The organism is Xanthomonas nasturtii (genome assembly GCF_023337365.3).
GTDB classification, from domain to species: domain Bacteria; phylum Pseudomonadota; class Gammaproteobacteria; order Xanthomonadales; family Xanthomonadaceae; genus Xanthomonas; species Xanthomonas nasturtii.
The window spans coordinates 2,146,336-2,160,746 of the sequence record NZ_CP142084.2; the positions used below are offsets into that span (position 1 = coordinate 2,146,336).

The window sequence follows — 14,411 nt, forward strand, 5'->3', positions numbered from 1 at the left end:
CCGCTACTTGGGTGCCAACCGCACGCCACCGTCCAGGCGAATCGTTTCGCCGTTGAGGTAGCGGTTGCGCAGGATGAAGGCGACGGTGTCGGCGTACTCGTCGGGTTGGCCCAGGCGCGAGGGGAACGGAATCGAGGCGGACAGCGATTGCTGCACGGCCTCGGGCATGCCGTCGACCATCGGGGTCCAGAACACGCCCGGTGCGATCGTCATCACGCGTATGCCGAAGCGCGCCAGCTCGCGTGCCATTGGCAAGGTCATGCCGACCACGCCGCCCTTGCTGGCCGCGTAGGCTGCCTGGCCGATCTGGCCCTCGAACGCGGCCACCGAGGCGGTGTTGACGATCACGCCGCGCTCGCCGTCGCCGCCGGCGGCATTGTGTTGCATCACATCGGCCGCGGCCTTGGCGACATTGAAGCTGCCGACCAGATTGACCAGCACGGTGTTGCGGAAGGTTGCCAGCGGCATCGGCGCGTCCTTGCCGAGCACGCGGCCAGCACCCAGGATGCCGGCGCAATTGACCACCAGGTTGAGCCCGCCCAGCGCCTGCGCAGCCTGCGCCACATTGGCGACAACCTGCGCTTCGTCGGTGACATCGGTGGCGAAATAATGTGCGTTGCCGGCGCCGAGCAGCGCCAGCGCCGCCTCGGCCTTGTCGGCATTGACGTCGAACAGCGCGACCTTGCCGCCGTCGGCAACAAGACGCTGCGCCACTGCCAGACCGAGGCCGGACACGCCGCCGGTGACGATGGCAAGGACAGAAGATGGCTGCATACGGTGGTTCCCTGAGTAGCGCTGAAGGCCGGTGCAGACCGGCGAGCGAATGATCGGCGAAGCGGTCGGCAATTCTAGCCGAAGCCCCCGCGTGATCGCGGTGGTGGGTGATGCAGGATTGCTGCGGCAGTGATGCTTCAGCCGGCGGCCGCCAGCGCCTTGCCGACCTTGCTGCCGGTGTCGCGACCGAGCAGCTGCGCCAGCCAGCGCCCGGTGCGGGCGAGGGCGGGCAACTCGATGCCGGTGGACATGCCCAGCCCGTGCAGCAGATACACCACGTCTTCGCTGGCCACGTTGCCGCTGGCGCCCTTGGCGTACGGGCAGCCGCCCGCACCGGACACGGCCGCATCCACCACGCGCACGCCTTGCTCCAGGCACGCCGCGATATTGGCCAGCGCCTGCCCGTAGGTGTCGTGGAAATGCACGGCCAGCGCCTGCATCGGCACTTCTTGCGCCACCGCGGCCAGCATCTGGCGCGCCTTGACCGGCGTGCCAACACCAATGGTGTCGCCCAGCGAGATTTCATAGCAGCCCAGCGCAGACAGTCGCTGTGCGACATCCACCACATCGGCCACTGGCACCTCGCCCTGATACGGGCAACCGAGGACGGTGGACACGTAGCCGCGCACGCGCACGCCATCCAGCGCGGCCTGCTGCAGGATCGGCCGAAACCGCTCGATCGATTCGTCGATGCCGGCGTTGGTGTTGGTGCGATTGAACGCCTCCGACGCCGCGGTGAACACCGCCACTTCCTGCGCGCCGGCGGCGCGCGCGCGCGCGTAGCCCTGCAGATTCGGCACCAGCACCGGATAGGCGATGCCGGGCGCCTGCGCGATGCCGGCAAAGACCTCGGCCGCGTCGGCCAGCTGCGGCACCCAGCGCGGGCTGACGAAGCTGGTCGCCTCGATGGTGCGCAGGCCGGTCGCCGAGAGTTGATCGATCAAGGCGATCTTGTCCGCGGTGGCGATCGGTTGCGCCTCGTTCTGCAGCCCGTCGCGCGGGCCGACCTCGACAATGCGCACGAAGTCGCTCATGTCCGAGCCCCGCTGCCTGCAGCGGTGCGGACAACCGCCAGGGTGCTCATGCCATGCTCTCCGGCACCCAGGCGGCGCTGCGTTTGTCGAGAAACGCGCCCAGGCCTTCCTGGCCTTCGGGCGACACGCGCAACCGTGCGATCAAGGCGGCGTTGGCGGCGTCGATGGCATCGCGGTCGGCTGCCGGCAGCACCGAGCGCACCAGCGACTTGGCGTTGGCGGCAGCCAGCGGGGCGGCAGCCAGCAGCAGACGCACCTGCCGCTCCACGGCGATATCCAACTGGTCGGCGGCCACCAACTGATGCAGCAGCCCCAGCAACTGCGCGGTGCCGGCATCGAAGATTTCGGCGGTGGCGAACCAGCGCCGCGCCTGGCGCGCGCCGATCGCCGCAACCACATACGGCGAAATGACCGCCGGCAGCAGGCCCAGCTTGCTCTCGGTCAGGCCGAAGCGCGCTTCGGTGCAGCCGATGGCGATATCGCAACACGCCACCAAACCGACCCCACCACCGAACGCGGCGCCATTGACGCGCGCAATGGTCGGTTTGGGCAGTTCGTCCAGGGTGCGCATCAGCTGCGCCAGCGCCAGTGCGTCGGCAGCGTTCTCGGCCTCGCTGGCGGTTGCCATGCCGCGCATCCAGTGCAGGTCTGCGCCGGCAGAAAAGGCTGCGCCGGCACCGGTGAGCACGACCACGCGGATCTGGGGCGCTTGCCCAGCCAGGCGCAACGCGTCGGTAAGCGCGGCGATCAAGGTCGCGTCGAACGCGTTGTGTACCGCCGGGCGGTGCAGTCGCACGGTGCGGACCGCTCCCTGGTCCTCCACGATCAAGCCGGTGTCCTGCATTGCGTCAACGTCCATGAATGGGATGCGAACCATGATAGCGGGCCGGGTCGCCGGAGCCATGATGCGGTGCGTCGATGCTAGAATTGAGAACCATTCCTAACACTCAGGCCGTCTTTGTGACGCTGTCCGACATGCCTTTGCATCGCGCCGCCATTGTGGACTCCGTGGAGGATCGCCTCCCCAACGACACGATCGCGCGGCGCCTGCGGGAGTTGGGGTTTGTCGCAGGCGAAGAAGTCACCGTGCTGGCCACCGGGCCGGTCGGTCGCGAGCCATTGCTGGTGCAGGTCGGTTACACGCGGTTTGCGTTGCGCCGTAGCGAGGCCGCGCGCGTACAGGTGCGGCAAGACGGAGCATCGGCATGAATGCGGCGGCCGTGCCGTTGCGTCTGGCATTGGTGGGCAATCCCAACAGCGGCAAGACCGCGTTGTTCAACCAGCTGACCGGCAGCCGCCAGAAGGTGGCCAACTACACCGGCGTTACCGTCGAGCGGAAGGAAGGGCATTTTCGTGCGCCATCCGGCCGCGACTTTGCGGTGCTCGATCTTCCCGGCGCCTACAGCCTGCAACCGGCCAGCCTGGACGAGGCAATCACCCGCGACCTGTGCCGTGGCTTCTACCCGGGCGAGCCGGCACCGGACGTGCTGGTCTACGTGATGGACGCAACCAATCTGCGCCTGCACCTGCGCTTTGCGCTGGAGTTGCGCGAGCTCGGCCGGCCGATGATCGTGGCACTGAACATGATGGACGCCGCGCAACGCCGCGGCATCGTCATCGATCTGCCAGCGCTGGAGCAGGCGCTTGGCGTGCCGGTGGTCGAAACCGTGGCAGTGCGGCGCGGCGGTGCAAAGGTCCTGGTCGAACGCCTGGATGCGCAGGCGGCCAGCCTGGCCGCGCCGGCCACCAGCCCGCCGGCCGACGGCAACTACCACGCGCAGGTGCGGCAGATCCTGAGTGCGGCAGTGACCATGCCCACGCGTACCTCGCGCGTGGACGATGCGCTGGACCGCTGGCTGCTGCATCCGGTCTGGGGTCTGGTCACGCTGGCGGTGGTGATGTTTTTGATCTTCCAGGCGGTGTATGCCTGGGCCACGCCGGTGATGGACCTGATCGATGCCGGCACCGCGATGCTGGGCGAGTGGGTGGGTGCCACGCTGCCGGAAGGACCGCTCAACAGCTTGCTCAAGGACGGCATCATTGCCGGCCTGGGCGGGGTGATCATCTTCCTGCCGCAGATCCTGATCCTGTTCGCCTTCATCCTGGCGCTGGAAGAATCCGGGTATCTGCCGCGCGCGGCATTTTTGCTGGATCGCATGATGGCCGCGGCCGGCTTGTCGGGGCGTTCGTTCATTCCGTTGCTGTCGAGCTTCGCGTGTGCGGTGCCGGGCATCATGTCCACGCGCAGCATCCAGGACCCGCGCGACCGGCTCGCCACCATCATGGTGGCGCCGCTGATGACGTGTTCGGCGCGGCTGCCGGTGTATGCGCTGCTGATCGGTGCCTTCATTCCGCAGAAGACCGTGTGGGGAATCTTCAACCAGCAAGGGCTGATCCTGTTCGCGCTGTATGCCGCGGCCATCGTCAGCGCGCTGCTGGTGTCGTGGACCATGAAGAAGTGGCGTCGCGACAAGAGCGAGCATCCGCTGATGCTGGAGCTGCCGTCCTACCGCGTGCCGCAGGTGCGCGACCTGGCGCTTGGCCTGTGGGAGCGTGCGGTGATCTTCCTCAAGCGCGTGGGCGGCATCATTCTGGCGCTGACCATCCTGCTGTGGTTCCTGCTGTCGTTTCCCGAAGCGCCGGCCAATGCGACCTTGCCGGCGATCGACTACAGCTTCGCCGGCCGCATCGGCCATGCGCTGGCGATATTCTTCGCGCCGCTGGGCTTCAACTGGCAGATCTGCATCGCGCTGATTCCGGGCCTGGCCGCACGCGAAGTGGCGGTGGCCTCGCTGGCAACCGTGTACGCGCTGTCGGCTGCCGACGACGATGCGGCAGCGCAGGCGTTGTCGCCGCTGATCAGCGATGGCTGGTCGCTGGCCACCGCGTTGTCGCTGCTGGTCTGGTACATCTACGCACCGATGTGCATCTCCACGCTGGCCACGATCAAGCGCGAAACCAACTCGTGGAAGCAGATGACCATCAGCGCGGTGTACCTGTTCGCGCTGGCCTACCTGGCCTCGCTGGTGACCTACCAAGTGGCCGTGCTGCTGGGAGCCGGCTGAGGTGACGCTTTCGCTCACGCTGCAATACCTGGTGATCGCCATCGCGGTGCTGGTCAGCCTGTGGGTGGTGATGAACAAACAATTCCCCGGCAGCCTGCGCCACTTACGCGGTGCGCTTGCGCTTGCGCTGCTGCGCACCGGGCGGCCTGCATGGATGCAGGCGCTGGGGCGTCGCGTGGCACCACCGGCGACACAAAACGCATCGGCGTGTGGCGGTTGCGACAGCTGCGGCCCGCCACCGCCGCGTCGCCACTGACCCCGGCAGCGTCGGCTACACTTGCGCGGCCGCAGGACGCGGCTAAACAGGGGGCAGTGATGCGTTTGCTGGTGTTGTTGGCGGTGTTGGCCGCCATTGCGGGTTTCTATAACTACGGTGGCAATGCGCTCGACGAGAAGCAGGTGCGCGACTTCTACGCCGCGCACGACAAGGCGATGCTGGGCCAGGATGGCGATGCGCTCTGCGCGATGACCGCGCCCGACTTCGAAATGGTGGTGCTGTACCGCATGGATTCGCATCAGCAGCGGCAGACCACCACCCGCGAGAACTATTGCAAGTCCAACGGCGAATGGGCGCAGGTGCTGCGGCAGATGCGCCATGTGGCCAATCCGGAAGAGTTGATCGACTACAAGCATTCGATCACCAAGATCGACATTGCCGCAGACGAGCAGTCGGCGATGGTCGAAACACGCGCCACGCTCGGTCTGCCCGGGCTGCGCATGACCTTCCGCACACGCGACAAGGTGATCCGCAAACGCTGGAAGACCTTGATCGAACGCAGCGAAGGCACTGCCTGGGTCGGCCCGGCGTATCAGTAGGCGGGCGTCGCGCCAAGAGCGGTGAACAAAGCGACTGCGCTCACGTCAGGCGGGCGCGGCCGATGCTTGAGGTGGCACGTATCACTCGTACACGCCGCTTCTGAGCGCGCCGTCCACACCCGCCTGGCGGCGGCTCGCTCCATTTTGTTCGCCGCTCTCGGCAAGTGGCGAGGGGTCTGTCGTTGCAGTGCACAGCGCCACCGCCAGTGGCGTTCGCTATGCTTGCGGCATGACGACCTCCTTCCAGATCTCCCGACGTGCGCAGGCGCTGACCAGTTCGGCGATTCGCGAAATCCTCAAGGTGACCGAGCGGCCGGAGGTCATTTCCTTCGCCGGCGGTCTGCCCTCGCCAGCGACCTTTCCGGTGGAGCGCATGCGCGCGGCCAGCGACCAGGTGCTGCGCGACGCGCCACAGGCGGCCCTGCAATACGGCCCCACCGAAGGCTATGCGCCGCTGCGCGACTGGGTGGCCGCGCGCTTGAGCCGCGATGGCGCCAGCATCCGGCCCAGCCAGGTGCTGATCACCACCGGCTCGCAACAGGGCCTGGACCTGCTCGGCAAGGTCTTCATCGACGAAGGCAGCAAGGTGCTGGTGGAAACGCCGAGCTATCTGGGTGCACTCCAGGCGTTTTCGTTATTCCAGCCGGCATTCGTCGGCATGCCGTCGGACGAGGACGGCGTGGTGGTGGACGCGCTGGATCCGTCACTGCTGGCCGATGCGCGGTTTCTGTACTGCCTGCCGAATTTCCAGAACCCCACCGGCCGGCGCCTGCCGTTGGCGCGTCGCCAGGCGTTGGTGGCGCGCGCGGCCGAGGCGGGTGTGCCGATCGTCGAAGACGACCCGTACGGCGAGCTGTACTACAGCGGCCAGCCGCTGCCGAGCCTGCTGTCGATGAACCCGGAAGGCGTCATCTACATGGGCTCGTTTTCCAAGGTGCTCGCACCCGGCCTGCGGCTGGGCTATGTGGTGGCGCCCGAAGCGGTGCTGGGCAAACTGATCCAGGCCAAGCAGGCAGCCGATCTGCACACCCCATCGTTCACCCAGCGCGTGGTGTACCAGACGCTGCAGGACGACTTTCTCGACACCCATATTCCGCAGATCCGCGCTCTGTACGCACGCCAGTGCAGCCTGATGCTGGAGGCACTGGACCTGCATTTCCCAGAACAGGTGCAATGGAACCGTCCTGAAGGCGGGATGTTCCTGTGGGTGAGCCTGCCGCCCGGGCTGGACGGCACCGCGTTGCTGGCGCGGGCCATTGCACGCAATGTCGCGTTCGTGCCGGGTGCGCCGTTCTTTGCCACCTTGCCGCAGACCAATACGCTACGCCTGTCGTTCGTCACCGTGCCCGCAGAGAAGATCGATGCAGGCATCCAGGTCCTGGGCGAGCTGCTGCGCGAGGCGCTGGCCGAGCTGCCGGGGCAGGGCGCGTGACAGTGGCAACGGCGGGACAGGGCGCACCGATTGCGGTAAGGATCGACAGCGTGGCAATCGGCAGCGTGCGCGGTTTCACCCGCCCCGGTAGCCATAGCGCGATCGACAAACGTGCAGTGCAAGGTGCGGTGCAGCTGGGCATGGAAGGCCTGCAAGGTGACGCGCAGGGCGACCGACGCGTGCACGGCGGGCCGGACAAGGCCATCCATCATTACCCGCGCGATCACTATGCAGCCTGGCGCGATGAACTTGGCGCGCATGGGTTGCTGGATGCTGCCGGCGCCTTTGGCGAAAACCTCAGCAGTGTCGGCCTGACCGAAGCCGAGGTCTGTCTGGGCGATCGCTTCGCCCTGGGCACGGCAGTGGTGGAGGTGTCGCAGGTGCGCCAACCGTGCTGGAAACTGTCGGACAGGTTCGGTGTGCGTGAGCTGGCGCGGCGCGTGCAGGAAACCGGCCGCACCGGCTGGTACTACCGGGTGCTGCAGCCGGGCAGCGTTGCGGCCGGCGATCTGCTGACCCTGCAGGCGCGACCGCATCCGCAATGGACGCTGTCGCGCCTGCAACAGCTGTTGTACGCGCGCAAGGTCGATGTTGCAGCAGTCACTGCGGTTTTGCAGCTGCCGCTGGTGCCGTCGTGGCGCACGCTGTTCGAACGCCGCCTGCAGCGCAGCGAAGTGGAAAGCTGGAGCAAGCGCCTGGACGGTATCGGCGATTAAGCGCGGCTGACAAAATTACTGCGCAATGCCAGGCGGATGTGTTCACTGCGTACGTCGGTTGGTACAGCACGTGTCTGCGCTTGCGCCGGGCGCAGCTCACGCTGGCGTGAAGACTGCACGCTGCATTGCGATCGCCACGCGTAGAGCGGCCGATCGCTTCTGCTGCTCTCCGCTCGTCGCTACCTCTTCAAGAACCGTTCGCTACGCCCCGTCGCCAGCCTCGAAAGCGACCAGTCGCATCATTGCGCAACGCGCGCAGTGCGGCACCGCAGTGACGAATCGCCAATCCCAAATCCCAATCCCGGCTATCGTGTACCACCCACATCGCCAAGCCAGCCTGCCGCCATGACAACCTCTGCTATGAAAGTTCTGATCCACGGCGCCTCCGGGCGGATGGGCAAGGCGTTGTTGCGATTGGCTGCCGAAGACGAGGCCGTGCAGGTGGTCGGCGCCGTGGTGGGCCGCTCGCCCTCGCAACGGGTGGTCGAGGGTGTGCCGTTCTTCGCCGCCAGCGAACTCGGCGGTGCGCCCGCGTTCGATGTGGCCATCGACTTCAGCCTGCCGCAGGGCTTTGCACCGATCCTGGCGTTGTGCGCGCAGCGCGGCAAGCCGCTGGTGTCCGGCACCACCGGGCTGGACGAAGCGCAGCGCGTAGCACTGCGCGATGCCGCGCAGCAGATTCCGTTGGTGTGGGCGTCCAACTTCAGTCTCGGCGTTGCGGTGCTGACCGAGCTGGTGGAGCGCGCCGCCGGCACGCTGCCGGGCTGGGATTGCGACATCATCGAAGCGCATCACGTGCACAAGCAGGATGCGCCTTCCGGCACCGCATTGACGCTGGGCGAGGCGGCCACCGGTAGCGGTGCGCAGCCGCGCTATGCCAGCTTGCGTGCCGGCGACATCGTCGGCGAACACACCGTGCAGTTCACCGGGCTGGGCGAGCGGGTCGAGCTGGTGCATCGCGCCACCAATCGCGACATCTTCGCGCGTGGCGCATTGCATGCGGCCAAACGACTGATCGGCAAGCCGGCCGGCAGCTACCGGGTGCGCGATCTGGTGCTGTAAGCCGGCGCGCAGCCGCGCATGAACGGCAGCCGCAGTGGCATGCCTATTCATGCGTGGCGCCGACACCCGTGCTGCTTCGCATGCTCTTCAGGCTGGCATGCCGGGACACTTGCCTTTACAATTCTCGCTTGCCCGAACCAGCGTCGGACCGGTCCCCAGCACCGCGTCCGCGCTTTGTTGCAACCGGAATTTGGCCGGAAGCGCATCGGAGTCCCAGGCAGCCAGAGCGAGACCCCACGTGACCCAACCCGCAATCCTTGTCCTCGAAGACGGCACCGTGTTCGAGGGCGAATCCGTAGGCGCCAACGGGCTTTCCGTCGGTGAAGTGGTGTTCAACACCGCCATGACCGGCTATCAGGAAGTCCTGACCGATCCCTCCTACGCCCGCCAGATGGTCACGCTGACCTATCCGCATATCGGCAACACCGGCTTTACCGACCAGGACGACGAAGCCCGCAAGATCTGGGCCGCCGGCCTGATCGTGCGCGATGTGCCGCGTCGTCCCAGCAACTGGCGCAGCCAGGTGGCCTTGCCGGAATGGCTGCAGGCCCGCGGTGTCGTCGCCATTTCCGGCATCGACACCCGCAAGCTGACCCGCCTGCTGCGCCAGAAGGGCGCTCAGAACGGTGCGCTGATGGCCGGCGAGATCGATGTCGACAAGGCGCTGGAAGCCGCGCGCAACTTCCCCGGCCTGAAGGGCATGGATCTGGCCAAGGTGGTCTCGACCGAGAGCACGTATAACTGGACGGAAGGCTCGCTGGATCTGAACTCAGACACCTTCGTACGCGCCGAGTTGAAGCACAAGGTTGTCGCTTATGACTATGGCGTCAAACTCAACATCCTGCGCATGCTGGCCGATCGTGGTTGCGACGTCACCGTGGTGCCGGCCCGCACGCCGGTGGCCGAGGTGCTGGCGATGAATCCGGACGGCGTGTTCCTGTCCAACGGCCCGGGCGATCCGGAGCCGTGCGATTACGCCATTGACGCGATCAAGGAACTGATCGCGCAGAAGGTGCCGACCTTCGGCATCTGCCTGGGCCATCAGCTGCTGGCGTTGGCCGCCGGTGCCAAGACGGTGAAGATGGCCACCGGCCACCATGGTGCCAACCATCCGGTGCAGGATCTGGACGGCGGGCGGGTGATGATCACTTCGCAAAATCATGGCTTTGCGGTGGACGAAACCACGCTGCCGGCCAATGTGCGGGTGACCCATCGTTCGCTGTTCGATGGCACCAACCAGGGCATCGCACTGACCGACGCACCGGCGTTCTCGTTCCAGGGCCACCCGGAAGCATCGCCGGGCCCGCGCGACGTGGGGCCGTTGTTCGATCGGTTCACCGCATTGATGCGGGACCGGGGACCGGGGACCAGGGACCCGGGTGGCAATGCTTGAGCCCTTCGCATTTCCGCGAACTGGAAGTCTGGCGTCTTGCAATGACGCTGGCGAAGATGGTCTACGAACTGACTGGCGCGTTTCCGCGTGAAGAACGTTATGGACTTTCGTCGCAGCTGCAGCGCGCTGCAGTCTCGGCGCCTTCCAACATCGCCGAAGGAAATGCTCGCGGTTCGACCAAGGACTATGCGCGATTTATTTCGATCGCGCGTGGTTCGGTTGCAGAATTACAAACACAGTTGACACTTGCTTCAGAGCTCGCGCTGGCTGAGCCGCATCAGGTCGAAATCGTCCTGGATGTCGCCGAGCGTGTCAGCAAAATGCTGCACAAGTTGCACTACTCACTCAATCAGAAGTTGGAGTCCGGGTCCCCGTTCCCCGGTCCCCGGTCCCGGAGCTGAAATGCCAAAGCGTACAGACCTTAAAACCATCCTCATCATCGGCGCTGGCCCGATCGTCATCGGCCAGGCCTGCGAGTTCGATTACTCAGGCGCGCAGGCGTGCAAGGCACTGCGCGACGAGGGCTACCGCGTGGTGCTGGTCAACAGCAATCCGGCCACCATCATGACCGACCCGAACATGGCCGACGCCGTGTACATCGAGCCGATCAACTGGCAGACGGTCGAAAAGATCATCGCCAAGGAAAAGCCCGACGCCCTGCTGCCGACCATGGGCGGACAGACCGCGCTGAATTGCGCGCTGGATCTGGCCGACCACGGCGTGCTGGAGAAGTACAACGTCGAGCTGATCGGCGCCAAGCGCGAAGCGATCCGCATGGCCGAAGACCGCGAGCTGTTCCGCGTGGCGATGGGCGAGATCGGCCTGGACTGCCCCCGTGCCGAAGTGGCGCACACGCTGGAAGAAGCGCTGGATATCCAGACCCGCGTCGGCTACCCGACCATCATCCGCCCCAGCTTCACCCTGGGCGGCAGCGGCGGCGGCATCGCCTACAACCGCGAAGAGCTGATCGAGATCGTTGGGCGCGGCCTGGAGCTGTCGCCGACCACCGAAGTGCTGGTGGAAGAGTCGGTGCTGGGCTGGAAGGAATTCGAGATGGAAGTGGTGCGCGACACCGCGGACAACTGCATCATCGTGTGCGCCATCGAAAACCTCGACCCGATGGGCGTGCACACCGGCGACTCGATCACCGTGGCGCCGGCGCAGACGCTCACCGACAAGGAATATCAGCGCCTGCGCGATGCCTCGATCGCGGTGCTGCGCAAGATCGGTGTGGACACCGGCGGCTCCAACGTGCAGTTCGGCATCAGCCCGACCAATGGCCGCGTTGTCGTCATCGAAATGAACCCGCGCGTGTCGCGTTCGTCGGCGCTGGCCTCCAAGGCCACCGGCTTCCCGATCGCCAAGGTCGCCGCCAAGCTGGCGGTGGGCTACACGCTGGACGAATTGAAGAACGAAATCACCGGCGGCCTGACCCCGGCGTCGTTCGAACCGTCGATCGATTATGTGGTCACCAAGATTCCGCGCTTCGCCTTTGAGAAGTTCCCGCAGGCCGACGCACGCCTGACCACGCAGATGAAGTCGGTGGGCGAGGTGATGGCGATGGGCCGCACCTTCCAGGAGTCGCTGCAGAAAGCGCTGCGCGGCCTGGAAACCGGCAAGATCGGCCTGGACCCGACCGGTCTGGATCTGAGCAGCGAAGACGACATCGCCGCGCTCAAGCGCGAGCTCAAGGCGCCGGGCCCGGAGCGTCTGTTCTATGTCGCCGATGCATTCCGCGCCGGCATGACCGTGGACGAGGTGTATGCGCTGTCGTTCATCGACCCCTGGTTCCTGGACCAGATCGAAGAGCTCATCAGCCATGAGCAGCAGCTGGCCGACGATGGCATGGCCGCATTGGATGCGCCGCGTCTGCGCATGCTCAAGCGCGCCGGGTTTTCCGATGCGCGCCTGGCCCAGCTGATCGGCAGCAACGAAGAATCGGTGCGTACGCTGCGCCGCGCGCTCAAAGTTCGCCCGGTCTACAAGCGCGTTGACTCGTGCGCGGCGGAATTCTCCACCAGCACCGCGTACCTGTATTCGACCTACGAGGACGAATGCGAAGCGCTGCCGACCAACCGCGACAAGATCATGATCCTGGGCGGTGGCCCGAACCGCATCGGCCAGGGCATCGAGTTCGATTACTGCTGCGTGCATGCGGCGCTGGCGCTGCGCGACGACGGGTACGAGACCATCATGGTCAACTGCAACCCGGAAACCGTCTCCACCGACTACGACACCTCCGACCGTCTGTACTTCGAGCCGCTGACGCTGGAAGACGTGCTGGAAATCGTCGAGCTGGAACAGCCCAAGGGCGTGATCGTGCAGTACGGCGGGCAGACCCCGCTGAAGCTGGCGCGTGCGCTGGAAGCCAACGGCGTGCCGGTGATCGGCACCTCGCCGGATTCGATCGATCTGGCCGAAGACCGCGAGCGTTTCCAGCAGCTGGTCGACAAGCTGGGCCTGAAGCAGCCGCCGAACCGCATCGCGCGCAATGCCGAAGAAGCCTTGGTGCTGGCGCGCGAAATCGGCTACCCGCTGGTGGTGCGCCCGAGCTATGTGCTGGGCGGCCGCGCGATGGAAATCGTGTACGGCGAATCCGATCTGGCGCGTTACGTGCGCGATGCGGTGAAGGTCTCCAACGATTCGCCGGTGCTGCTGGACCGATTCCTCGACAACGCGGTGGAAGTGGACGTGGACATCATTGCCGACAAGGACGGCAACGTGCTGATTGGCGGCTTGATGGAACACATCGAAGAAGCCGGCGTGCATTCGGGTGATTCGTCGTGCTCGCTGCCGCCGTATTCGCTCTCGCCCAAGACCCAGGCCGAGCTGCGCCGCCAGGTGGTGATGCTGGCCGAAGGCTTGAACGTGGTCGGCCTGATGAACACCCAGTTCGCGGTGCAGGTCGATGAAGCCGGCGACGATGTGGTGTTCCTGCTGGAAGTGAACCCGCGTGCTTCGCGCACCGTGCCGTTTGTGTCCAAGGCCATCGGCACCCCGCTGGCCAAGATCGCCGCACGCTGCATGGCCGGCAAGACGCTGGCCGAGCAGGGCGCCACCAAGGAAATCGTGCCGGACTACTACTCGGTGAAAGAGGCGATCTTCCCGTTCGCCAAGTTCCAGGGCGTGGACCCGATCCTCGGGCCGGAGATGCGTTCCACCGGTGAGGTGATGGGCGTGGGCCGCAGCTTCAGTGCCGCCTTCGCGCGCGCGCAGGAAGCCGGCGGCATCAAGGCGCCGCCGGTGGGCAAGGCCTTCGTGTCGGTGCGCGACCCGGACAAGCAGCGCGTGCTGCCGGTTGCGCAGGCGTTGGTGGAGCGCGGCTATACGCTGGTGGCCACGCGCGGCACCGGTGCCTGGCTGCAGCAGAACGGCCTGACCTGCGAAATCGTCAACAAGGTCGCCGAAGGTCGCCCGCATATCGTCGATTCGATCAAGAACGGCGAGATCGTCTATATCGTCAACACCACCGAAGGTCGCGCCGCCATCTCCGATTCGTTCTCGATCCGGCGTGAAGCGTTGCAGCATCGCGTGACCTATTCGACCACTGTCGCCGGCGCCAGGGCGCTGGTGCATTCGCTGGAATTCCGCGGCACCGGCCCCGTGTGGTCGCTGCAGGAACTGCACAAGGAGCTTCAAGCATGAGAGCACCCATGACATCCAAGGGCGCGCTGCGCCTGCGCGAAGAGCTGGACCAGCTGAAGTCGGTCAAGCGTCCGGAGGTGATCAATGCGATTGCCGAAGCGCGTGCGCACGGCGACCTGAAGGAAAACGCCGAGTATCACGCCGCGCGCGAGCAGCAGAGCTTCATCGAAGGCCGCATCAAGCAGCTGGAAGGCGAGCTCTCGCATGCCGAGATCATCGACATCACCAAGCTGTCGGCCGGCACCAAGATCGTGTTCGGCGCCACGGTGACGCTGGCAGATACCGAGACCGACGAAGAGAAGCGCTACCAGATCGTTGGCGATCTGGAAGCGGACATCAAGATGGGCCTGATCGCGATTTCTTCGCCGTTGGCGCGTGCGCTGATCGGCAAGCTGGAAGGCGATTCGGTCACCATCGACGCGCCGGCCGGCCAGCGCGAGTACGAAGTCGTCAGCGTGGCCTACCTGGATTGAC

14 protein-coding genes and 1 other RNA gene are annotated in these 14,411 nt (G+C 65.8%); 12 read left to right on the forward strand and 3 right to left on the reverse strand.

Annotated features, from left to right (window positions below; all coding sequences use genetic code 11):
• Positions 1–3: 3 nt before the first annotated feature.
• From M3O59_RS09400 to M3O59_RS09410, 3 genes are all read right to left on the reverse strand, one after another.
• Positions 4–774, reverse strand: a complete 771-nt coding sequence (locus M3O59_RS09400) for an SDR family NAD(P)-dependent oxidoreductase (RefSeq protein ID WP_116905486.1) — start codon at positions 772–774, stop codon at positions 4–6.
• Between the two features lie 137 nt (positions 775–911).
• Positions 912–1,808 carry a hydroxymethylglutaryl-CoA lyase gene (locus M3O59_RS09405; RefSeq protein WP_116905487.1) on the reverse strand — a complete coding sequence of 299 codons (897 nt, stop codon included), beginning with the start codon at positions 1,806–1,808 and terminating at the stop codon, positions 912–914.
• Positions 1,809–1,854: 46 nt separating this feature from the next.
• Positions 1,855–2,652, reverse strand: a complete 798-nt coding sequence (locus M3O59_RS09410; RefSeq protein ID WP_116905488.1) for an enoyl-CoA hydratase-related protein — start codon at positions 2,650–2,652, stop codon at positions 1,855–1,857.
• A 116-nt stretch (positions 2,653–2,768) separates the two neighbouring features.
• Between M3O59_RS09410 and M3O59_RS09415 the strand changes: the two genes are divergently transcribed.
• The 12 genes from M3O59_RS09415 to greA all read left to right on the forward strand — a co-directional run bounded on the left by M3O59_RS09415 (position 2,769) and on the right by greA (position 14,410).
• Positions 2,769–3,017, forward strand: a complete 249-nt coding sequence (locus M3O59_RS09415) for a FeoA family protein (protein ID WP_064634959.1) — start codon at positions 2,769–2,771, stop codon at positions 3,015–3,017.
• On the forward strand, positions 3,014–4,873 hold the full coding sequence (gene feoB, locus M3O59_RS09420; protein WP_116905489.1) for a ferrous iron transporter B: 1,860 nt from the start codon (positions 3,014–3,016) through the stop codon (positions 4,871–4,873). The genes M3O59_RS09415 and feoB overlap by 4 nt, the downstream gene beginning before the upstream one ends.
• Before the next feature lies 1 nt (position 4,874).
• A complete protein-coding gene (locus M3O59_RS09425; RefSeq protein ID WP_116905490.1) occupies positions 4,875–5,129 on the forward strand; it encodes a DUF6587 family protein in 255 nt (84 codons plus the stop codon).
• A gap of 59 nt (positions 5,130–5,188) precedes the next feature.
• Positions 5,189–5,689, forward strand: coding sequence for a hypothetical protein (locus M3O59_RS09430; protein WP_064634956.1), 501 nt, complete (start codon positions 5,189–5,191; stop codon positions 5,687–5,689).
• A gap of 76 nt (positions 5,690–5,765) precedes the next feature.
• Positions 5,766–5,842: non-coding RNA, sX9 sRNA (locus M3O59_RS09435), on the forward strand.
• Positions 5,843–5,918: 76 nt separating this feature from the next.
• Positions 5,919–7,121: an aminotransferase-like domain-containing protein gene (locus tag M3O59_RS09440; protein ID WP_064634955.1), complete on the forward strand. Its 1,203-nt coding sequence runs from the start codon at positions 5,919–5,921 to the stop codon at positions 7,119–7,121.
• A complete protein-coding gene (locus M3O59_RS09445; protein WP_116905491.1) occupies positions 7,118–7,837 on the forward strand; it encodes an MOSC domain-containing protein in 720 nt (239 codons plus the stop codon). Before M3O59_RS09440 ends, M3O59_RS09445 begins: the two co-directional genes overlap by 4 nt.
• A 345-nt stretch (positions 7,838–8,182) precedes the next feature.
• The gene (gene dapB, locus M3O59_RS09450; RefSeq protein ID WP_116905492.1) at positions 8,183–8,899 is read left to right on the forward strand and encodes a 4-hydroxy-tetrahydrodipicolinate reductase; all 717 of its coding nucleotides are present in this window, start codon (positions 8,183–8,185) and stop codon (positions 8,897–8,899) included.
• Between the two features lie 238 nt (positions 8,900–9,137).
• A complete protein-coding gene (carA, locus tag M3O59_RS09455; protein WP_116905493.1) occupies positions 9,138–10,292 on the forward strand; it encodes a glutamine-hydrolyzing carbamoyl-phosphate synthase small subunit in 1,155 nt (384 codons plus the stop codon).
• On the forward strand, positions 10,289–10,693 hold the full coding sequence (locus M3O59_RS09460) for a four helix bundle protein (RefSeq protein WP_116905494.1): 405 nt from the start codon (positions 10,289–10,291) through the stop codon (positions 10,691–10,693). Before carA ends, M3O59_RS09460 begins: the two co-directional genes overlap by 4 nt.
• Position 10,694: 1 nt before the next feature.
• Positions 10,695–13,937, forward strand: a complete 3,243-nt coding sequence (gene carB / locus M3O59_RS09465) for a carbamoyl-phosphate synthase large subunit (RefSeq protein WP_116905495.1) — start codon at positions 10,695–10,697, stop codon at positions 13,935–13,937.
• An 8-nt stretch (positions 13,938–13,945) separates the two neighbouring features.
• The gene (gene greA / locus M3O59_RS09470; RefSeq protein ID WP_181920506.1) at positions 13,946–14,410 is read left to right on the forward strand and encodes a transcription elongation factor GreA; all 465 of its coding nucleotides are present in this window, start codon (positions 13,946–13,948) and stop codon (positions 14,408–14,410) included.
• Position 14,411: the final 1 nt, after the last annotated feature.

Excerpts from the sequence above, each read along its gene's own strand:
- M3O59_RS09410 (WP_116905488.1), bottom strand. The coding sequence starts at position 2,652 with ATGCAGGACACCGGCTTGATCGTGGAGGACCAGGGAGCGGTCCGCACC.
- M3O59_RS09405 (WP_116905487.1), bottom strand. The coding sequence starts at position 1,808 with ATGAGCGACTTCGTGCGCATTGTCGAGGTCGGCCCGCGCGACGGGCTG.
- greA (WP_181920506.1), top strand. The coding sequence starts at position 13,946 with ATGACATCCAAGGGCGCGCTGCGCCTGCGCGAAGAGCTGGACCAGCTG.
- dapB (WP_116905492.1), top strand. The coding sequence starts at position 8,183 with ATGACAACCTCTGCTATGAAAGTTCTGATCCACGGCGCCTCCGGGCGG.
- M3O59_RS09400 (WP_116905486.1), bottom strand. The coding sequence starts at position 774 with ATGCAGCCATCTTCTGTCCTTGCCATCGTCACCGGCGGCGTGTCCGGC.
- feoB (WP_116905489.1), top strand. The coding sequence starts at position 3,014 with ATGAATGCGGCGGCCGTGCCGTTGCGTCTGGCATTGGTGGGCAATCCC.
- M3O59_RS09440 (WP_064634955.1), top strand. The coding sequence starts at position 5,919 with ATGACGACCTCCTTCCAGATCTCCCGACGTGCGCAGGCGCTGACCAGT.
- M3O59_RS09430 (WP_064634956.1), top strand. The coding sequence starts at position 5,189 with ATGCGTTTGCTGGTGTTGTTGGCGGTGTTGGCCGCCATTGCGGGTTTC.
- carB (WP_116905495.1), top strand. The coding sequence starts at position 10,695 with ATGCCAAAGCGTACAGACCTTAAAACCATCCTCATCATCGGCGCTGGC.